Annotated in this window: 20 protein-coding genes; 8 read left to right on the forward strand and 12 right to left on the reverse strand. The window is 33.1% G+C overall.

Going from position 1 to position 19,604, the window contains the following annotated elements:
• Window positions 1-23: 23 nt before the first annotated feature.
• Window positions 24-1,097, reverse strand: a complete 1,074-nt coding sequence (locus AC2A1C_RS01010; RefSeq protein WP_484022601.1) for a branched-chain amino acid aminotransferase — start codon at window positions 1,095-1,097, stop codon at window positions 24-26.
• A gap of 84 nt (window positions 1,098-1,181) precedes the next feature.
• On the opposite strand from AC2A1C_RS01010, the gene mnmC2 reads away from it, so the two are divergent.
• Window positions 1,182-1,856, forward strand: a complete 675-nt coding sequence (gene mnmC2, locus AC2A1C_RS01015) for a tRNA (5-methylaminomethyl-2-thiouridine)(34)-methyltransferase MnmC2 (protein ID WP_484022602.1) — start codon at window positions 1,182-1,184, stop codon at window positions 1,854-1,856.
• A 37-nt stretch (window positions 1,857-1,893) separates the two neighbouring features.
• Window positions 1,894-2,310, forward strand: coding sequence for an NUDIX hydrolase (locus AC2A1C_RS01020; protein WP_484022603.1), 417 nt, complete (start codon window positions 1,894-1,896; stop codon window positions 2,308-2,310).
• Window positions 2,311-2,313: 3 nt separating this feature from the next.
• Here AC2A1C_RS01020 and AC2A1C_RS01025 read toward each other — a convergent pair whose 3' ends face one another.
• Complete coding sequence (locus tag AC2A1C_RS01025) at window positions 2,314-3,162, reverse strand: AraC family transcriptional regulator (protein WP_484022605.1); 849 nt, start codon at window positions 3,160-3,162, stop codon at window positions 2,314-2,316.
• Between the two features lie 120 nt (window positions 3,163-3,282).
• Between AC2A1C_RS01025 and AC2A1C_RS01030 the strand changes: the two genes are divergently transcribed.
• The 3 genes from AC2A1C_RS01030 to AC2A1C_RS01040 are packed head-to-tail and all read left to right on the forward strand — an operon-like array spanning window position 3,283 to window position 8,459.
• Complete coding sequence (locus AC2A1C_RS01030; protein WP_484022607.1) at window positions 3,283-4,512, forward strand: MFS transporter; 1,230 nt, start codon at window positions 3,283-3,285, stop codon at window positions 4,510-4,512.
• Complete coding sequence (locus AC2A1C_RS01035) at window positions 4,512-5,999, forward strand: trehalase family glycosidase (RefSeq protein ID WP_484022609.1); 1,488 nt, start codon at window positions 4,512-4,514, stop codon at window positions 5,997-5,999. The genes AC2A1C_RS01030 and AC2A1C_RS01035 overlap by 1 nt, the downstream gene beginning before the upstream one ends.
• Window positions 6,000-6,017: 18 nt before the next feature.
• Window positions 6,018-8,459, forward strand: a complete 2,442-nt coding sequence (locus AC2A1C_RS01040; RefSeq protein ID WP_484022611.1) for a TonB-dependent receptor — start codon at window positions 6,018-6,020, stop codon at window positions 8,457-8,459.
• A gap of 102 nt (window positions 8,460-8,561) precedes the next feature.
• Here the strand turns inward: AC2A1C_RS01040 and AC2A1C_RS01045 are convergent, their stop codons facing one another.
• Window positions 8,562-9,266 carry a DUF4294 domain-containing protein gene (locus AC2A1C_RS01045; protein WP_484022613.1) on the reverse strand — a complete coding sequence of 235 codons (705 nt, stop codon included), beginning with the start codon at window positions 9,264-9,266 and terminating at the stop codon, window positions 8,562-8,564.
• Between the two features lie 55 nt (window positions 9,267-9,321).
• Between AC2A1C_RS01045 and chrP the strand changes: the two genes are divergently transcribed.
• Window positions 9,322-10,395 carry a chryseobasin maturation metalloprotease ChrP gene (gene chrP, locus AC2A1C_RS01050; protein ID WP_484022614.1) on the forward strand — a complete coding sequence of 358 codons (1,074 nt, stop codon included), beginning with the start codon at window positions 9,322-9,324 and terminating at the stop codon, window positions 10,393-10,395.
• Between the two features lie 111 nt (window positions 10,396-10,506).
• Window positions 10,507-11,157: a ribulose-phosphate 3-epimerase gene (gene rpe, locus AC2A1C_RS01055; protein WP_484022616.1), complete on the forward strand. Its 651-nt coding sequence runs from the start codon at window positions 10,507-10,509 to the stop codon at window positions 11,155-11,157.
• A 118-nt stretch (window positions 11,158-11,275) separates the two neighbouring features.
• On the opposite strand, the gene AC2A1C_RS01060 is transcribed toward rpe, so the two are convergent.
• The 8 genes from AC2A1C_RS01060 to AC2A1C_RS01095 all read right to left on the reverse strand — a co-directional run bounded on the left by AC2A1C_RS01060 (window position 11,276) and on the right by AC2A1C_RS01095 (window position 18,559).
• Entirely contained in the window at window positions 11,276-11,557 is a 282-nt protein-coding gene (locus tag AC2A1C_RS01060) for a FoF1 ATP synthase subunit delta/epsilon (protein WP_484022618.1), read from the reverse strand.
• Window positions 11,558-11,603: 46 nt separating this feature from the next.
• On the reverse strand, window positions 11,604-13,112 hold the full coding sequence (atpD, locus tag AC2A1C_RS01065; protein WP_484022620.1) for a F0F1 ATP synthase subunit beta: 1,509 nt from the start codon (window positions 13,110-13,112) through the stop codon (window positions 11,604-11,606).
• Between the two features lie 99 nt (window positions 13,113-13,211).
• Window positions 13,212-13,979: a class I SAM-dependent methyltransferase gene (locus tag AC2A1C_RS01070; protein ID WP_484022622.1), complete on the reverse strand. Its 768-nt coding sequence runs from the start codon at window positions 13,977-13,979 to the stop codon at window positions 13,212-13,214.
• 20 nt (window positions 13,980-13,999) lie between these two features.
• The gene (gene map, locus AC2A1C_RS01075; RefSeq protein WP_484022624.1) at window positions 14,000-14,809 is read right to left on the reverse strand and encodes a type I methionyl aminopeptidase; all 810 of its coding nucleotides are present in this window, start codon (window positions 14,807-14,809) and stop codon (window positions 14,000-14,002) included.
• Between the two features lie 96 nt (window positions 14,810-14,905).
• Entirely contained in the window at window positions 14,906-15,337 is a 432-nt protein-coding gene (locus AC2A1C_RS01080; RefSeq protein WP_484023149.1) for a BT0820 family HAD-type phosphatase, read from the reverse strand.
• A gap of 86 nt (window positions 15,338-15,423) precedes the next feature.
• The gene (locus AC2A1C_RS01085; protein ID WP_484022626.1) at window positions 15,424-16,404 is read right to left on the reverse strand and encodes an acyl-ACP desaturase; all 981 of its coding nucleotides are present in this window, start codon (window positions 16,402-16,404) and stop codon (window positions 15,424-15,426) included.
• 105 nt (window positions 16,405-16,509) lie between these two features.
• Window positions 16,510-18,039 (reverse strand): 2,3-bisphosphoglycerate-independent phosphoglycerate mutase, encoded by a 1,530-nt coding sequence (gene gpmI, locus AC2A1C_RS01090; protein ID WP_484022628.1) that lies wholly within the window; start codon window positions 18,037-18,039, stop codon window positions 16,510-16,512.
• Between the two features lie 91 nt (window positions 18,040-18,130).
• Entirely contained in the window at window positions 18,131-18,559 is a 429-nt protein-coding gene (locus AC2A1C_RS01095; RefSeq protein WP_484022630.1) for a DUF4268 domain-containing protein, read from the reverse strand.
• A 128-nt stretch (window positions 18,560-18,687) separates the two neighbouring features.
• Here AC2A1C_RS01095 and AC2A1C_RS01100 point away from each other — a divergent pair, with 128 nt between their 5' ends.
• Entirely contained in the window at window positions 18,688-19,101 is a 414-nt protein-coding gene (locus AC2A1C_RS01100; protein ID WP_484022632.1) for an RrF2 family transcriptional regulator, read from the forward strand.
• A gap of 67 nt (window positions 19,102-19,168) precedes the next feature.
• On the opposite strand, the gene apaG is transcribed toward AC2A1C_RS01100, so the two are convergent.
• Window positions 19,169-19,555 (reverse strand): Co2+/Mg2+ efflux protein ApaG, encoded by a 387-nt coding sequence (gene apaG / locus AC2A1C_RS01105; protein WP_484022634.1) that lies wholly within the window; start codon window positions 19,553-19,555, stop codon window positions 19,169-19,171.
• Window positions 19,556-19,604: the final 49 nt, after the last annotated feature.

The following is a 19,604-nucleotide window of genomic DNA, read 5'->3' on the forward strand; positions in this document are numbered from 1 at the left end:
AATATCTAAAAAAATTGAATTTTTTATACCGTTTCCAATATATGTTTTTCTACCAAAACTCTCCATCCGAAAGGATCTTCAGCTTTATTGGTTTGGATATCAACCAAGTCTTTTTGAAGAGTGAGAGCATAACTTTCCTCATGCTTCAATTGTGGTAATACATATTTTTTATCCTTATAACCAAGAGATTGGAAAACACTGGTAACAACTGCTGTTCCTACTCCCCAAACTTCTTTCAGTTCATTATTTTCATAAGCATCCAAAACTTTTTTTACAGAAATAGGTTCTATTCTTACTTCTATTCCCCTTCTTTTCGCCAATTGAATAAAGCTGTCTCTGGTAACACCATCAAGGATTTTTTCAGAAGTAGGAGGTGTATAAATAACGTCATTGATTCTTACAAAAACATTCATAGTTCCGCTTTCTTCAAAAAATTCGTGAGTAGCATCATCCGTCCAAATTACTTGTTCATATCCTTCGTCATTTGCCAATTTTGTAGGATAGAAAGAAGCCGCATAATTTCCAGCCGCTTTTGCCGAACCTACTCCTCCACTTGCAGCTCTGGAATAGTAATCGGAAATTTTGACGGAAACAGGTTCAGTATAATAATTTTTAGCAGGAGTCGCAACAATGGCAAACATATATTTATTAGCAATTCTGGCTTTCAGAGCTTCTTCTGTGGCGAAAATTAAAGGTCTGATATACAAAGACATTCCTTCTCCATAAGGAACCCAATCTCTGTCAATATCCATCAATGCTTTTAATCCATCAATAAACATTTCTTCCGTTATCTCAGGTATAGCAAGTCTTTTTGCAGATCTATTGATTCTTTCAAAATTTCTTTCCGGTCTGAAAAGAAATACCTGTCCTTCTTTATCCTTATATGCTTTCATTCCTTCAAAGCACGCTTGTCCGTAGTTCACTCCCATCATTGCTGGTGAAAAAGGAAGCGGACCATAAGGCATCAATCTCACATCTCCCCATTTCCCGTTTTCGTACTCACAAATCACCATGTGATCAATAAAAGTATTTCCGAAAGAGAAATTATTAGGATCAAATGTAGAAATTCTGGGGTTAGAAGATTTTTGAATTATCATTTTTTAAATTTTTATTGATGTTCTACAAATATAATATAATTTTTCAAATAAAGAAATTTTAACTTAAATTTGAAAAAAATAACAATGGAAAGAGAAATAAAAACCACTTCAGACGGAAGTAAAACATTATATATCAGTAACTTAAATGAATCTTACCACTCCCAACATGGAGCCTTAAACGAAGCCAATCATGTATTTATCAAAAATGGAATGAATTTGATAAATCATTGCGAAATTAATATTTTAGAACTTGGTTTTGGCACTGGTCTTAACCTTTTAGTAACATTTAATGAATTTTTAAAAAATGACAAAAATCATATCATTCATTATTTTACTGTCGAAAAATATCCCATTTCTGAAACTGAAATCAAAGAATTAAAATATTTTAATTTGTTCGATAATGAAATTATTGAGGATATTTACTATAAAAGTCATGCAGCAGAATGGAATCAACTCACAGAAATATATCCTAATTTTTATCTAAAAAAAATAAAATCCGATTTTTTTGATCTTAAAAATGAAGAGCTTCCAAAAATTAATCTTGTATATTATGATTGTTTTGGTGCGCGTGTACAGCCTGATCTTTGGGAAAAACCGCTTTTCGAAATCGTTACCGACAAAATGAAAACCGGTGGCTTACTGACTACCTATTCTTCTAAAGGAAGTGTAAGAAGAATATTGCAGGAACTTGGCTTTAAAGTAGAAAAAAAACAAGGACCTTCCGGAAAAAGAGAAATGATAAATGCTATAAAACTGTAAACAAAAATTCGCTATTTTAGCTTTACAAAATATTTTTATGATTGATAAAATTAATATTCGGGTATATGCAGCCGTAGTAAAGGAAAAAAAAGTTCTGGCTCTTTTTGAGGAATATGCCGGTGATCATCTGATGAAACTTCCTGGAGGCGGGTTGGAATTAGGAGAAGGAATTCTGGATTGCTTGCATCGTGAATTCGAAGAAGAACTAAATGTAAAAATCCGAATTATTGAACATCTTTATACTCAGGAAGATTTTTTGGTTTCACGTTTCCGTGAGAACGAACAGCTTCTCAGCATTTACTATCTTGTGGAAATAATAGATGAAAATGAATTTCTGATTCTTGATCCCTGCATCGAAAAAATTGACTGGATCTCTATTGATCAGCCGGAAAATCCATTCCCTCTTCCTATCGACAAAATCGTTTTTGAAAAACTAAAAGAACGATTTTTATGAAAATCAATAATTCAATTCTTTTATAAACTCCGATGGTGTTTTCTTAACATATTTTTTAAAAATCCGATTGAAATAAGAAACGTTATTAAAACCACAACTATAACAACATTCCGAAATACTTTTACCTTGTAGCAATAAGAAGCAAGCCTTATTCACGCGATATTGATTCACAAATTCTGTAAACGTGATCCGTGTGGCTTTCTTAAAAAAATTGCAAAAAGCAGGAAGTGTTAGATTTACCATTTCCGCCATATCATCAATACTTATTTCAGTATCATATTTTTTTTCCACGTATGTAAAAATAGTCTGAAGCCTTTCCTTATTCTTTGAAATAATTGTATAGGGCATCACTTCCTTATTCAGTAATGTATAATCCTTCGTCTCTGAAAGTTGGAAAAGTATTTCCAATAAAAGAAAATATCGTTTAGAATTTTCTGCTGCCAAAATCTGGTAAAATTTAGGCAAGAGATTGTCTTTCACATTTGGATGAAACATTATGCCAAGTTTGGATTGGTCAATCATTTTTTTCAATGCAGACGCTTCTTCCACATCATCCGGAAATTTTATGATTTCTTCCTTGAATTGTAATACAATTTCTTCATGCGGATCAATAGAATTTAATCCGAAACCTGAATGCGGAACATTTGATCCTATCAAAACAAGATCGCCATTGATAAAATTACTTTTATGATAACCAACATGGCGAGTTCCGCTTCCGGAAGTTACACAGATCAATTCTACTTCAGGATGATAATGATATTCCCATCTCAATTCTGAAGTCGGAATATTAATATGCAGAGTACGAAAAGAGCTGTTTTTATCCGGAAAAATATTTTCAAAACTGACTTTCATTGAATTAATATGTTATTTAGCAAATATATACAATTTATGTTAATATAGTTCAAATATTGATTTATTAGGTTAAATTACTGTTAACAGATTGGTTTTATCTTGCACCATAAATTTTAAAACATGAATCTCTTTAGAATTAAACTGGTTTTATTTTTAAACTATTTTGTATTTGCAATCTTACTGAATTCTGTCGGAACCGTAATTTTGAAAGTTCAGCAGAATTTTGATATCACCAAATCTCAGGCGAGCGTCTTGGAAGGTTTTAAAGATTTGCCGATTGCTATCTGCTCTTTCCTTCTTGCGTCTTTTCTTCCAAAAATAGGAATCAGAAATTCTATGCTTATTGCTCTTGCAATTGTAACCTGTTTATGTTTTACAATGCCTTTTGCGAATGAATTTTGGTTTTTCAAAATGCTTTTTGCAGGAGTTGGGATTTCATTTGCATTAATTAAAATTTCCGTTTTTACTTCTATTGGTTTGGTTACTAATTCTGAAAAAGAGCATTCCAGTATTATGGGATTTTTGGAAGGTTTTTTTATGGTAGGAGTTTTGTTCGGAAATTTGCTTTTCAGTTGGTTTATAGACGATAAAATGCCAAAATCCAAATCCTGGCTAACTGTATACTGGATTCTTGGAGCAATGACATTAATTGCATTTCTATTTTTATTATTTACAAAATTGGATGAAAGTGAGGCTAAAAACAATCAGTCCAATTTATTAGGAGATCTTAAAAATAGTGCAAGTTTGTTCAGTTACAAAAAAGTATTATTATTTCTATCTTGTGCTTTTCTTTTTGTTTTGGTAGAACAAAGTTTTCAAACATGGACTCCCACTTTTTATAAAGAAATACTAAAAGTTCCTACAAGTATGGGAGTACAAGCAGGGGCTGTTTTGGCAGGAGCTTTTGCAATAGGAAGATTTCTATCCGGTTTTTTTTCAAGAAAATTTAAATGGATATATGTAGTTTCGTTCTGTATTATTGGTTTTGCTGTAAGCATTCTTTTAGTACTTCCGCTTACTCACAACATCCGTATTTCCGAAAACACCAACTGGTTGAATGCACCTTTAGTTGCATATATTTTTCCATTGATGGGAATCTTTCTTGCACCAGTCTACCCAAGTATCAATTCTGTTATTCTTGCTTCTATTCCTAAATATCTTCACAGTGCAATGTCCGGACTAATTGTGGTATTTTCTGCAATTGGAGGAACAATTGGTTCTATCATTACAGGATTTGTATTTCAGGAATTTAGTGGACAGAATGCATTCTATTTTTCATTATTACCACTCTCATTATTGTTTGTAGCAGTGATATCAATGAATAAAATAAAAATAAACGCAGAAAAATAATGAACGATCAACTTTACATAGAAGATATAAAAGAAATATTTGAAAAAGTTCAGGAGTTAGAGGTTTTTGAAGATCAAAAAACGATGACCGATGTGTTGCCAAAATTTCCGACTGAAGAAATTAATAGAAAATATTCTGAACAAAAAAATTCACCGGATTTTGATATTAAAACCTTTGTTCTAGAAAATTTTGATCTTCCAACAAAAAATAGCTCAAACAAAATATCTTCAGAAAATCTTTCTATAAAAGAACATATCGAAAAACTCTGGAATGAGTTAGAAAGATCTTCTCCAAACAACAAAGGAACTCTTATGGAAATTCCTAAACCGTATGTTGTTCCGGGTGGAAGATTTGATGAGTTCTTTTATTGGGATAGTTTTTACATAATGCTTGGTTTGCAGGTTTCCGGAAGGATAGAAATGATGAAAAATATTGTGGAAAACTGTGCCTATCTTATCCGCAATATCGGATTTGTTCCAAATGCGAACAGAACTTATTTTTTAAGTCGATCACAGCCTCCTTATTTTTCTTTAATGCTTGATTTATTGGTGGATACTACAAATGAGGAAAGTATGTATGCACAATATTTCGACATTCTGGAAAAAGAATATCAATTCTGGATGGAAGGTTCTGAAAGCCTGAAAGAAAATGAACCTTACAAAAGAGTGGTGAAAATCTCAAATGATACGATATTAAACCGCCACTATGATGACTTGAACGAGCCAAGACCGGAAAGCTATTCAATTGATAGAAAAGATTTTGATAATGCTAATTCAAAAGAATTTTACAGACATATTCGTGCTGCATGTGAATCAGGTTGGGATTTTTCCAGCAGATGGTTTTCAGATTTAGAAAATATTGAAAGTATTAGAATTCTGGATTTGGCTACGGTAGATCTCAATTGTCTTTTATGGCACTTAGAAAAAACTCTTTCTAAAGCTGCCGGAATAAAAAATGATAAAGAAAAAGAAACCTATTATCATCTAAAATCCGAAAAAAGAAAAACGGCCATTCTACAATATTTTTGGGATGAAGAATCCGGATTATTCAAGGATTATGATTTTGCTAATCAAAAAAGAACTTCCTCTGAACATATAGGTACATTGTATCCCGTATTTCTTAAAATTTCAGATGAAGAAAAATCTTTAAAGGTTCTTCAAAATATTTCTTCAAAATTTTTGAAAACGGGTGGTATTGTAACGACAACCAAGGATTCTGGTCAGCAATGGGATTATCCTAATGCTTGGGCTCCATATCAATGGATGGGATATGTTTCCGCAAAAAATTATCTGCAAAACGATATCGCAGAAAAAATTGCAAAAAACTGGTGCGAAAATGTAGAAAGGATATACAAAAATACAGGAAAATTGATGGAAAAATATAATGCAATAGATACACAAAGTATTGCAGGAGGGGGAGAATATCCAAATCAGGATGGATTTGGGTGGACCAATGCAGTTTATCTTCAACTTAAAGAAAAGTATTAAACCCTAAATAAACATGTTATGAACAAAAAGTCAATTTTTTTGATGGCAGGAATTGCCACTTTTTACTTTCAGGGCATTTACGCACAGGAAACAAATGCAGCTGATACTTTAAGAACTAATACTGTAGAAGAAGTTGTTGTTACTGGTAGTGCAAATCCGAAGAAAAAAATCGAATCCAGTATTGCTATTACAACCATGAAAGCTGCTGAAATTCAAGAACGTGCACCTCAAAGTACAGCAGATCTATTACAGTATGTTCCCGGATTTGTAGCAGAATCTTCGGGTGGTGAAGTTGGTAACAACTTATTCTCAAGAGGTATTCCTTCTGCTGGTGCTTATGAATATGTACAGATTCAGGAAGATGGATTACCAATTTTTGAAGATGGAGCATTGCAATTTGCTAACATTGATAACTTCCAAAGAATAGATCTTACATTAAAAAATGTAGAAGCTGTAAGAGGAGGTACTGCTGCTGTATTTGCTTCAGGAGCACCTGGAGGTATCATCAACTTTATTTCTAATACCGGACAGAATAAATTTAAAGGTATTTTTAAATTAACTACTGGTACCACTAATATGTTCCGTACCGATTTTAATATGGGAGGTGCTATTATTGAGGATAAATTATTTTTCAATGTTGGTGGTTTTTACAGAATGGATGATGGTGTAAGATGGGCAGATTACAAAGCCAATAAAGGTGGGCAATTTAAAATGAATTTAACGTATAAATTCGATAAAGGTTTTGCCAGAGTTTATTATAAGTACTTGAATGACAGAAATATTTTTTATCAAGCAACACCATTCGTAAAAGATGGGGATAAGATAAAAGGATATCCAGGTTTTGATCCTAACTATGGTACTTTTGCTTCCGCAGAAATGGCTCACATCAGAGTACCACAATATGGAGGCGGTTTTTTTGAAGCAAATTTAGAAGATGGTGTTCATCCTATTTCTCACGCTGTAGGAGCAGAATTCCAATATGAAATTTCAGATAAAGTAAAATTCAGCAATAATTTTAAAGTAACCAGTATTGATGAAAATTACAACGCCATTTTTGCACCTTCTTGGATGGGTGGGATAGTAGATCAATATAATTATTTAATGCATAAAGATAACCAAGGAAACTGGGTAGAAACTTATGCAGGTTTCAATCCTAGTAATTCTACTTTTACATATGTAAATGGAGGAGGAACTTTGGCTTCTGATGTGAAATTAAAAAGAGCAGACCTTTGGTACATCAACAAGCAGATGAGCAATTTTGCTAATAATTTAAATTTTAATATTGATTTAAGCCCTGTAAAATTGAATATTGGACATTATTATTCTGATTTTTCTGATCGTCAATACTGGAATTGGAATTCTTTTTTAGTAACAGCATCTGATAGACCAAAGCTAGTTAATATTCAGAATACTGCTGGAATGAATCATACCTACAATGGTATTTCACAAATCACTTGGTTAGAAAGAGATGCACAATTGAAAGGAAACATCAATGCTGTTTTTGCAAATGCAGATTGGAAAATCAATGATAAATTTACCGCTAATTTAGGAGGTAGATATGATTTCAGCAAATATCAAGGTTTCCGTGATAATGCTGGTGATAATGGAAAATGGCAAAGTTACAATGTAGGAGTTTTAGCTAACAGTACTGCAGATGACGCCACAACTTCTATCAATGCTAATCCTTATACTCATTGGAAATATTTAGTGCATGAATTTTCTTACACTGGTGCTTTAAATTATAAAATCAATAATAAAACAGCAGTATATGTACGTCAATCTCATGGTTTCAGAGCTCCTATCGAAGAAGCTTTTTATACTTATGCCAACGATTTATCTCGCGTAAATCCTACTAAAATTGATCAAACAGAAGTAGGTTTCACGGGTCAGCTAAATCCAAATGTAGCAGTATATGCGACCTTATTTAGAATGAAGCTTAGAGATATTTTCTACGGAGATATTAAAACTGGAGGTAAATCAGAAGCATTAACTTCAGATGTAGAGAATTATGGAATTGAATTTGAATCTCAGATGAAATTCTTTAACAAATTGCATATTAATGTTAATGCTACTTATCAAAATCCTGAGTATACAAAATTTGATGCAAATACCACATTTATTGGAAACGAAGCAAGAAGGATACCTAAATTCTATTTCACCGTTAGACCAGATTTTGATATCACTAAAGATTTTAATGTATACGTAAAACTGGCTCATTTTGGTAAAAAATTCAATGACGAAGGAAATACTTCTACATTACCTAATTTTACAACGATAGATGCAGGAGCTTCATATCAGTGGAAAAATGTAAGATTTGCAATTGATGGAACCAACCTTACTAATACTATAGGTATTACAGAAGGCGAAGATGGATGGGATGCTAAACCAAGCGGAAGCGTTGTTTATGGTAGATCCATATTAGGCGCAATGGCGAGAGCATCTATTACTTTAGACTTTTAATTTCTAAAAAAATAGTTTTTTCATATCAGGATTAATTTTACGAGATCCGCTACAAAAATTTTGTAGCGGATTTTTTTATGAAAATAAATTTTTCAGATTGAATTACTTCTGAACTTTAAAATCCAGATATCCTTCATAAGGCTGAAGATATCCTGCATTCCAATTAGATTGAAGAAGAGATTCTAAATATTCGTCTGTTCTGTTTTTGTGTGGATCATAAGGCTCTTTCAGGCTAATATCTGCCATATTTCCTTTTACATTCCACCAAAAAGCGCTCCATCCACCTCTCAATTCTTTGATGATTTCGTATACCGTTTTTCCGGTTGCACGATTCATTAATTTTGCAAAAACCCTTCCTTCCGTTGTAGTAAGGTCTCGAAGTTGAGATTCATATTGATCGGCTAGAGCATCTTGCTTTTGTTTTACAAATTTTCTTTTTACATCACCATTCAATCCTTGCATATCTTTCTGGATATCTCTGTATTGATCTAATGCTTCCAGAAAAAGCGGGTAAACTCTGTAAAGTTTTTTGTTTATAAAATAATAGTAGTTTCTATCTAGCTCGTTATTGAACTTAGGCTTTTGTAATAGTACCAACTCATCCATTACTACTACTGTTTCACCATTAATATCATAAATTTTTGCTTTCTGCTTTTGATCATAATAATATTTTTGACCAAATTCGTCCGTTTTCAAATCACTTTCGGAATATTGACTTAGTGGTTTTGCGATTATAGAATCTTGCTGTGCAAAAGAAAAGAAACCTAAAAACAAAAAAGGGATATATATAATTTTACTGAAATTCATTATTTTTGACGTCATTATTTCAACTCTATTTTACCTCAAAAACTATTCCTTTTTTATGAAATTTGAAAAGAAATCCTTAAAATTTTTAGAAGAATATCTAAATATCTCATCTCCAACCGGCTACGAACATGAAGGTCAAAAAATATGGATGAATTATATCCAACCTTATGTAGACAAAATCGAAGTCGATAACTACGGAACATGCTACGGAATTATCAATCCTGAAGCTGAATTTAAAGTAGTGATCGAAGCTCACGCTGATGAAATTTCGTGGTATGTTAATTATATTACAGATGATGGTTTGATTTATGTAATCCGAAATGGTGGTTCGGATCAAACTATTGCTCCCTCCAAAGTGGTACACATTCATGGTGAAAAAGGAGTTGTAAAGGGTGTTTTCGGTTGGCCGGCTATTCATACAAGAACCAATCAGAATGAACCAACTCCGAAAATTGAAAATATTTTTATTGATTGTGGTGCAACCTCTAAAAAAGAGGTGGAAGATCTTGGAATTTTTGTAGGGTGCATGATTACCTATCCAGACGAATTTTTTGAAATGAACGACCGTTATTTTGTATGTCGAGCTTTGGATAACAGGATTGGCGGATTTATGATTGCAGAAGTTGCAAGATTATTAAAGGAAAACAAAAAGAAAATTCCTTTCGGATTATATATTACCAATTCTGTGCAGGAAGAAGTCGGGCTTTATGGAGCTGATATGATTGCTGATACCATAAAACCCAATATTGCAATTGTAACAGATGTAACACATGATACTACAACTCCAATGATCGAGAAGAAAAAAGAGGGAGATCAAAAATGTGGAGACGGGCCAGTTGTTTTCTTTGCACCAAGTATCCATCACACAATTCGTGAATTGATTATTGATACGGCAAAATCTAAAAAAATTCCATTTCAAAGAGCAGCAGCAAGCAGAGCTACCGGAACTGATACTGATGCATTTGCACACTCAAATGGAGGTGTTCCGAGTGCATTAATTTCCTTACCTTTGAGATATATGCACACTACTGTAGAAATGGTTTCAAAAGAAGATGTAGGAAATGTAATTAAACTTATTTATGAAACTCTTCTGAAAATAAAACCCGATATGAAACTAAAATATCATTAAAAGAGTAATGAGAAAAGAAGTAAGACTTAAATTACAATTTTAAATTTATGTTATTTATCTTTATTCTTTTCTCTTTATTCTAAAATCTAATATTAAGTATAAAAAGTAAAAATGAAAACAAAAATCATCGCTCCTTCCCTATTATCCGCAGATTTTGGAAACTTGCAACGTGACATTGAAATGCTTAATCATTCACAAGCAGATTGGTTTCATGTGGATGTAATGGATGGACGTTTTGTTCCGAATATTTCGTTCGGATTTCCCGTAATGAAAACCATACAGCAACACGCTAAAAAATTTGTAGATGTCCATTTGATGATTGTAGAGCCGGAGAAATATGTGGATGAATTTATCAATCAGGGAGCAGATCTTGTTTCTGTTCATTATGAAGCATGTACACATCTTCACAGAACTATTAATTTCATTCAGGATAAAGGTGCAAAAGCAGGAGTAGTTCTGAATCCGGCAACTCCGGTTCTTTTGTTGGAAGACATTATTTCTGAAGTAGATCTTGTTTTATTGATGAGCGTAAATCCTGGATTTGGAGGACAAAAATTCATCGAAAATACTTACAAAAAAATTGCAGAAACAAAAGATCTAATCTTATCTAATAATTCTACTGCTTTAATAGAAGTAGATGGTGGTGTAAATTTGGATAATGCATCTAAACTTTTTGAAGCAGGTGCTGATGTTTTAGTAGCCGGAAATGCAGTTTTTGCCAGTGAAAATCCTGAAAGAACAATAGAATTATTAAAAATTTAAAATCAATCTATTAATAAAAAATCCCGGTTAATAATAACCGGAATTTTTTTGAAATATTTTGTTTTAGTTTTGTCTAAATTTTGAACGTAAACTAAACTATCGAGTTCTTATAAATGAATTATTCTGCAAGAACAATTCCTTTATTATTGTTAAATTCAATCACGCCACTTTTGATTGGAAAAGAAAATACGCTTTTAGCCTCATTCTCTTTAGTAAAAAATTTAGCAAATTCACCTGAAATCTGGTTGGTATATAGCTTTACTCTTCCTCCCACCAAAGATGATACAATAGCTACGTGATCTTTCATAATCTGGAAATCTCCGTTTTTCCCGGGAAGTAAAACTGAATCTACTTCACCATCAAAAATTACAGATTCCGGAGTTAAAATTTTTATGTTCATATTTTTTAGCTTTAGGCTTTAAGCTTTAGGCATAAAGCAATATAAATTATGCGTTTTCAGCTAACATTTTTTCTCCAGCTTCGATAGCTTCTTCAATTGTTCCTTTAAGGTTGAATGCTGCTTCTGGATATTGGTCTAGTTCACCATCAATAATCATGTTGAATCCTTTAATAGTATCTTTGATATCAACCAAAGCTCCTTTTAGACCTGTAAATTGTTCTGCTACGTGGAAAGGCTGAGACAAGAATCTCTGAACTTTTCTTGCACGATATACAACCAATTTATCTTCTTCAGAAAGTTCTTCCATACCAAGAATGGCAATAATATCCTGAAGCGCTTTATATCTCTGTAGAATTTCTTTTACTCTTTGTGCAGTATCATAATGATCATTTCCTAAAATTTCAGGAGTAAGGATTCTGGAAGTAGAAGCCAATGGATCTACCGCCGGATAAATTCCTAATGAAGCAATTTTTCTATCCAATACCGTAGTTGCATCCAAGTGAGCAAATGTAGTTGCAGGAGCAGGGTCAGTTAAGTCATCCGCAGGAACATAGATAGCCTGAACAGAAGTAATGGAACCATTTTTTGTAGAAGTAATTCTTTCCTGCATTGCACCCATTTCGGAAGCAAGTGTCGGTTGGTAACCTACTGCAGAAGGCATACGTCCCAAAAGTGCAGAAACCTCAGAACCAGCCTGTGTAAAACGGAAAATATTATCTACGAAGAAAAGTACATCTCTTCCCTGTCCTTGTCCATCTCCATCTCTATAATATTCAGCTAATGTAAGACCGGAAAGTGCAACTCTTGCTCTTGCACCTGGAGGTTCATTCATTTGTCCAAAAACGAAAGCAGCTTTAGACTCTTTCATTAGTTCCGTATCTACTTTGGAAAGATCCCAACCTCCATTTTCCATAGAGTGCATGAAATCATCTCCATATTTAATAATTCCGGATTCCAACATTTCTCTCAAAAGGTCGTTTCCTTCTCTTGTTCTTTCACCAACACCGGCAAAAACAGAAAGACCACCGTGTCCTTTTGCAATATTGTTAATTAATTCCTGAATCAATACCGTTTTTCCTACACCAGCACCACCAAACAATCCGATTTTTCCTCCTTTTGCATACGGCTCAATAAGGTCAATTACTTTAATTCCTGTATATAAAACCTCAGCAGAAGTAGAAAGTTGGTCAAATTTCGGAGCTTCTCTGTGGATTGGCAAACCGCCTTCTTTAGATAAATTTTGAAGTCCATCAATTGCATCTCCTACTACATTGAACAATCTTCCATTTACGCCTTCACCAATCGGCATAGTAATTTGTCTTCCTTGTCCTGAAACTTCCTGACCTCTTTTAAGACCATCAGTAGCGTCCATAGAAATACATCTTACAGTGTCTTCACCGATGTGTTGTTCCACTTCAAGAACTACTTTTTCCCCGTTATCTTTAGTTAATTCAAGAGCATCATAAATTTTTGGAAGCTCCTCTATTTCAGTAAATACAACGTCGATAACCGGACCGATAATTTGTGAAATTTTTCCTTTTATTTGGTTTGCCATTGCTAAATTTTTTCGTGATGCAAATATAATGAATCTTCTTAAATCTGCAACCTGCTTAAAAGAAGATTTTTATCATATTTATTTTAAAGATTTCAAGATTTATTTTTTGAATACAACAGGCAGTATTTCGTTTCTGTTTAAACCGAATTTTCTAATTTCTTCATCCGAAAATTTTTGAGAATAGAAATTGATTTCTGTCTCAAAGCCTACATTTTTCAATCGATCGAAATAATCCATTCCGTACCAACGAACATGATCGTACTGTCCAAAATGTTTCTGACGTTCTTTTGGGTCTTTGATACTAAAATCTTCATACGTTTTTTCGAGCGAATTCTTCATCGGAACCTGAAAAATTCCCCAACCACCTTTTTTCATCACACGGAATAATTCTGACATCGCTTTTCGATCGTCTTCTATATGTTCCAAAACATGATTGCAAAAAACGACATCAAAACTTTCATTTTCAAAAGGCAAATCCAAAATATCCGCTTTCACATCGACAATCGGTGAAAATAGATCGGCAGAAATATAATCCAGATTTTTCATTTTTTTGAATTTCCGAAGAAATTCCTGTTCCGGAGCGATATGGAGAACTTTTAATTTTTTTGTAAAAAAATCGGTTTCGTTTTTTAGATACAACCACATTTGGCGGTGTCTTTCCAAAGAAAGTGTACCGGGAGAAAGTGCATTTTCTCTTTGTTTTCCATAACCGTAAGGAAGAAATTTGCGATACGATCTTCCGTCAATCGGATCCGTAAAATTATTTCCTTTGTAAAATTGGTAAATCAACGGACGAGCCCAAATACTCATTTTAATGAGCAACGGACGCGGAATTTTATTCAATAAAAATTTGGTCGTTTTTTTCAAATCAATTTATTTCAAAAAAATTACCAATCATACTGAAAAGCATCTTCTTCATTGCTTTTAATTCCCAATGCTTCATAAATATATTTAAAAGTGGAAAGCAAAACCGGTTTTCCATTGATAATGGTTACATCATGCTCAAAATGTGCAGACGGTTTTTTGTCCAAAGTAGTAACTGTCCAACCATCATTATGAAATTTTACCTTTTCAGTTCCGAGATTTATCATCGGTTCAATGGCAAGAACGATTCCGTCTTTCAAAACTTTACCACTACCTTTTCTCCCATAATTTGGAACTTGTGGATCTTCATGCATTACTCTTCCCAATCCATGCCCCACCAATTCGCGCACAACTCCATAACCTTCTTTTTCACAATAGGTTTGGATGGCATTAGAAATATCACCTACTCTTTTTCCGCGAATGCATTGTTCAATACCTTTATAAAGAGATTCTTTGGTAATTTTCAGAAGTTTTTTGGTTTCCGGAGCAACTTCTCCCACTTCAAAAGTATAAGCATGATCTCCCACAAAACCATTCATATATGTGCCACAATCTACAGAAATAATGTCGCCGTCTTTCAAAGGTTCATCAGTAGGAAATCCGTGAACAACCTGTTCATTTGGTGACATACATAAAGAATTTGGGAAACCGCCATAACCTAAAAATGCAGGTTCGGCTCCATGATCCTTGATAAAATCGTAAGCAAGTTTATCTAAATATTTAGTAGTGATTCCGGGCTTTATCTCTTTGGCAATCATTCCCAATGTTTTAGAAACCAATTGGGCAGATTCACGCATAAGATAAAGTTCTTCGAGAGATTTTAATTGTATCATTTAATCTTAATTAGGATTTAGGAATTAGAATATAGTTATTAAATATTGCACTATCACAAGCAAACTTTAATTCCTAAATCCTAATTTCTAATTAATTTACCAGAATAATCCTTTTTTCTTTTCTTTTTTGATTTTTGAGTAAGCCAAAACTTCTCCGCCATTTACACGAAATTCTATTTTTTCATTAATGATATTATAGATTTCGCCCCATCCCGGAAAGCCACCTAAATTTCTGTCATCAATAAAAAGATCAGCATCAATTTTTCTGGATTGAGTTTCTGAATCAAAAACTTCCCCTTCAAAACTGGAATTTACAGCATAGAATTCAATTCCGTTTTTTCTACAAAATTCAATAGCTTCATCCAAAGTTTTGCCATGTCTGTAAGTCCATAATATAAGTCTGTAACCTTCAGACTGGAGCTTTTTTAAAGTTTCAAAAGCAAAAGTTTTAGGTTTTCCAATTCCCGGATAAGCGTCATCTACAACAGTTCCGTCAAAATCAATAGCTAGTTTTTTGTTACTTTTTATCATTTGTTCAAAAATTAGATTTTGCAAAGATAATTAATTTGTAAAATAAAAATGACTGAAAATTCATCAGTCATTTATTTTATAGATTAAGATTTCACCCATTTAAAGCTATATGGTAATTCGGGTGTTTGGATTCTGTCTGTAATTTTCTGAAGACGTTCAGGAAGTTTTAGAAGATAATCTCTGGCTCTATCCGCAGAATCATTAAGACCTGTAATTGTCTCGATCTTCCATTCTACCAATAAATCTTTTAAAATATTGATATAATCTTGAGCTGTATATACAGTACAACGTTGAGCTGCATCAGAAAAATGTTGCCAAAGCTCTCCTACTTTCTGGCCAGACTCACGCATAAGATGTGCAGGCATTATAATTTTGCTTTTCATCATTTTTTCGAAGGCCATCATCATTTCAGAAGGATCCATTTCAAAAATTTCTGAAACAAAATTTTTATAGGCTTTTGCATGTCGGGCTTCATCTGCCGCAATCATGCCGCACATTTGAGCCAGCTTTTTATTTCCGCTTTGCTTTGCCATACTTCCTACTCTCCGGTGCGAAATATTAGTAGCCGTTTCCTGAAAACTAGTATATACAAAATTTTTATAAGGATCAGTTCCTGTATCAATATCAAATCCATCATTGATTAAATAATGTGTAGTGATCTCCATTTCACGCATATTCACTCTTCCACAGAGATACAGATATTTCCCCAAAAGATCTCCGTGCCTGTTTTCTTCGGCAGTCCATGCTCTTGTCCATTTTGTCCATCCATTATCTTTTTCTATTTGGTTTACACCATCAATCGACATGATCCAAGATTCGTAAGTGGGAAGTGCTTCTTCTGTAATACAGTCACCAATTAATGTAACAAATAAATCATAAGGCATTTCATGTGCAAACTCCCGAAGCTCATCTATTTCATCCTTGAAATTATCTTTAGAGCTATCAGGAAGAAAATCCGAAGGCTGCCATATTTTTTCGATGGGTGTAAGATAGCTGTTTATAAAACTGTCCATCTTTTTCCCAATAGTGTTCATTACATCTATTTTTGTAAGAAGTTCTTTCATTATAAAATTTAATTGGCAAATGTATGTAAATATTATTTAATGCATAATATTTTTTTGAATTAAAAAAACCGGAACAAAATATTCCGGCAATTTTTTTAATATTATTTAAGAAACAATAACATCTCCTGTCATTTTTTCAGGAATATCAATATCCATTACTTTCAGTATGGAAGGTGCAACATCACCTAATTTTCCGGGTTTCAGACTCCAGGTTTTTTCTTTATCCATTACAATTAACGGAACAAGATTTGTGGAATGTTGCGTATTCGGACTTCCATCAGGATTAATCATTACATCAGAATTCCCATGATCTGCAAGAATGAAAACCGTATATCCGTGATTGTAGCCTGCTGTTGCAACTTGTTCTATACATTTATCTACTGTTTCTGCTGCTTTCACTGCCGCTGAAAAAACTCCGGTGTGTCCTACCATATCTGTATTGGCAAAATTCAGACAAATAAAATCCGAAGTTTCATTTTCAATTTCCGGAAGAATATTTTTTGTAATATCAAAAGCTGACATTTCCGGTTTCAAATCATATGTAGGAACATCTTTCGGACTTGGGCAAAGAATTCTTTTTTCACCTTTGAAAGGTTCTTCTCTTCCTCCGGAAAAGAAAAATGTAACGTGAGGATATTTTTCCGTTTCTGCAACTCTGATCTGTGTTTTTCCATTTCTTTCCAAAACTTCGCCTAAAGTATTATCCAAAACTTCTTCATCAAAAACCACTTTTACATTTTTAAAATCCTTATCATAATTGGTCATTGTAACATAATAAAGATCCAAATGATGCATATCATAATCCGGAAAGTTTTGCTGAGAAAGAACTTCCGTTATTTCTCTTCCTCTGTCTGTCCTGAAATTGAAACAGAAAACTACATCGCCATTTTCAATTTTTGCAGTCGGAAGATTATCTTCTTTTAAACAAACTATTGGTTTGATAAATTCATCTGATACGCTATTATCATACGATTCTTGAATAGATACCAAAATATTATGAGACTGTTCTCCCACTCCTTTCGTTAAAGCATCATAAGCCAATTTTACACGCTCCCATCTTTTATCTCTGTCCATTGCATAATATCTTCCTACAACTGTTGCCAGTTTTCCAACAGTTTCATGCATGTGATCCAATAAATTTTCGATGAAGCCTTTTCCTGAATGAGGATCGCAATCTCTTCCATCTGTAAAAGCATGAACATACACTTTATCCTCAAATCCGAATTCTTTTGCCGCTGTAAGCAAGCCTTTCAAGTGATTGATATGTGAATGTACACCTCCATCTGAACAAAGTCCGATGAAATGTAAGTTTTTATTATTGCTTAATGCATATTCAAAAGCCTGGGTAATTACCTTTTCTTTTCCAAGAGTGGCATTATCTACTGCCATATTCAGTTTTACTAAATTTTGATAAACCACTCTTCCTGCTCCAAGATTCATGTGTCCTACTTCAGAATTTCCCATTTGTCCTATAGGAAGCCCAACTGCAAGACCACTTGCTTCTAATGTGGTGTGTGGAAATTTTTGAAAACATGAATCCATAAATGGTGTATTCGCTTGATCAATTGCTGAAACTTTTGGATCTGCACCCAAACCCCAACCATCTAAAATGGCAAGTATTGCTTTTTTTGACATTCTATATATTATTTGATTGTAAAATTACTTTGCAAATTTACGAAATTGTAAAGTGACAGCCGTCTTCTTATCCAAATTATAGGGCTGAAAATTAAATGTCTTTGATAAAATCTTCATATTCGTAATAAAATTCTTCAAAGCCTTTCATTTTTTTAACGAAAAACTCGAAAATCTCCTGCCAACTGTTTTTATTAAAAACTGAAACTCCATGCTTTTCTACCCAGATTCTGGAAATAATTTTTCCATTTTCCAATTCATAAAACTCTTCTTTATAAAACTCTCCAATGTACTCTTCCAAAATATTTTCTAAAGACCAAATTTTTTCAAAATAAGCATTCCTGAAAAGCTCTTCTTTCATTTCTATATCTAAAGAAACTTCTGCTTTTTTGCTATCTACCAAAAACTTAAATGAAAAATCTTTAATTTTGGTATCATACAAAATCCATTTTCTCGGAAAACTTTTCCCGAAAGCAATCCAGAATTCTTTTTTTAATTGTTGGGCTTCCTGTTTACTGAACATTTTATAATAGGTAAAAAGATAAAAATAAAACTTCTGAAATTCAAATCAAAATAGATGGCTTTCAAAAATAAAAAAAGACTTATAAAGTCCTTACATACAAATTATAAAAACTTTATTATTTTTGTGAAATGCTTTCCAAAAAATCTCAATACGCATTCAAAGCTCTTTCTTATCTTGTGGAAAACAGAGATAAAGGGCCATTATTGATTTCCGATATTTCGGAAATGAAAAAAATTCCGCTGAAATTTTTAGAGAATATACTTCTCCATCTAAAAAAAGCGGATATTCTTGATAGTAAAAAAGGAAAAGGAGGAGGCTATTTTCTGAAACAAAATCCTGAAACCGTTTCTCTTGCAAAAATTATCCGATTAGTGAACGGACCCATTGCTTTATTACCATGTGTAAGCCTTAATTTCTACGAAAAATGTGATAATTGCAATGAAGATCATTGCGGACTTCATGATGTACTTATCGAAGTTCGAGATGCTTCACTTCAAATTCTGGAAAGTAAAACATTATTGGATTTGGCCGATCATTCCTAATAAAGCAAATATTGCAATTGTAAAAATGAATTTTAATTGCTTAAAACTTCAGCCATCAAAATGAATTTTAATTGCTTAAAACTTCAGCCATCAAACTGAATTTTGGAATTTCCACTTCAAAATTTTTCTCGGTAAGTGCATTATTCAAAAGATAAGTACCATCCATATTTCCCACTCCGGAACGCAGAACAACATTAGAAAAATAGCTGAATATTTCTCCCGAGCGAATTTCAGGAGTCAAACCAATAACGCCATCTCCTGAAACTTCAGTAAAACCATAGCCTACATCATAAATCGTCCATCTTCTTTTCAATAGTCTGATTGTTTCTTTTCTTTGATTTTCAATAGTTATATGATAACGAAATACAAAACGGTTTTCTGAGGGATAACTATTTTTAGCATCATATTCTGTTACTACTGTCACCTTTACGGAATCAGTTATTTTGGAAACCATAACTATAGATTTTTATTACGGAAAGATAAATACAAATATCTCGCCTTTT

The organism is Chryseobacterium sp. HNCC26DJ241 (assembly GCF_057180505.1).

Bases quoted from the DNA above. Each gene is read 5' to 3' on its own strand.
- AC2A1C_RS01010 (WP_484022601.1), bottom strand. From the start codon at position 1,097: ATGATAATTCAAAAATCTTCTAACCCCAGAATTTCTACATTTGATCCT.
- mnmC2 (WP_484022602.1), top strand. From the start codon at position 1,182: ATGGAAAGAGAAATAAAAACCACTTCAGACGGAAGTAAAACATTATAT.
- AC2A1C_RS01020 (WP_484022603.1), top strand. From the start codon at position 1,894: ATGATTGATAAAATTAATATTCGGGTATATGCAGCCGTAGTAAAGGAA.
- AC2A1C_RS01025 (WP_484022605.1), bottom strand. From the start codon at position 3,162: ATGAAAGTCAGTTTTGAAAATATTTTTCCGGATAAAAACAGCTCTTTT.
- AC2A1C_RS01030 (WP_484022607.1), top strand. From the start codon at position 3,283: ATGAATCTCTTTAGAATTAAACTGGTTTTATTTTTAAACTATTTTGTA.
- AC2A1C_RS01035 (WP_484022609.1), top strand. From the start codon at position 4,512: ATGAACGATCAACTTTACATAGAAGATATAAAAGAAATATTTGAAAAA.
- AC2A1C_RS01040 (WP_484022611.1), top strand. From the start codon at position 6,018: ATGAACAAAAAGTCAATTTTTTTGATGGCAGGAATTGCCACTTTTTAC.
- AC2A1C_RS01045 (WP_484022613.1), bottom strand. From the start codon at position 9,266: ATGAATTTCAGTAAAATTATATATATCCCTTTTTTGTTTTTAGGTTTC.
- chrP (WP_484022614.1), top strand. From the start codon at position 9,322: ATGAAATTTGAAAAGAAATCCTTAAAATTTTTAGAAGAATATCTAAAT.
- rpe (WP_484022616.1), top strand. From the start codon at position 10,507: ATGAAAACAAAAATCATCGCTCCTTCCCTATTATCCGCAGATTTTGGA.
- AC2A1C_RS01060 (WP_484022618.1), bottom strand. From the start codon at position 11,557: ATGAACATAAAAATTTTAACTCCGGAATCTGTAATTTTTGATGGTGAA.
- atpD (WP_484022620.1), bottom strand. From the start codon at position 13,112: ATGGCAAACCAAATAAAAGGAAAAATTTCACAAATTATCGGTCCGGTT.
- map (WP_484022624.1), bottom strand. From the start codon at position 14,809: ATGATACAATTAAAATCTCTCGAAGAACTTTATCTTATGCGTGAATCT.
- AC2A1C_RS01085 (WP_484022626.1), bottom strand. From the start codon at position 16,404: ATGAAAGAACTTCTTACAAAAATAGATGTAATGAACACTATTGGGAAA.
- gpmI (WP_484022628.1), bottom strand. From the start codon at position 18,039: ATGTCAAAAAAAGCAATACTTGCCATTTTAGATGGTTGGGGTTTGGGT.
- AC2A1C_RS01095 (WP_484022630.1), bottom strand. From the start codon at position 18,559: ATGTTCAGTAAACAGGAAGCCCAACAATTAAAAAAAGAATTCTGGATT.
- AC2A1C_RS01100 (WP_484022632.1), top strand. From the start codon at position 18,688: ATGCTTTCCAAAAAATCTCAATACGCATTCAAAGCTCTTTCTTATCTT.
- apaG (WP_484022634.1), bottom strand. From the start codon at position 19,555: ATGGTTTCCAAAATAACTGATTCCGTAAAGGTGACAGTAGTAACAGAA.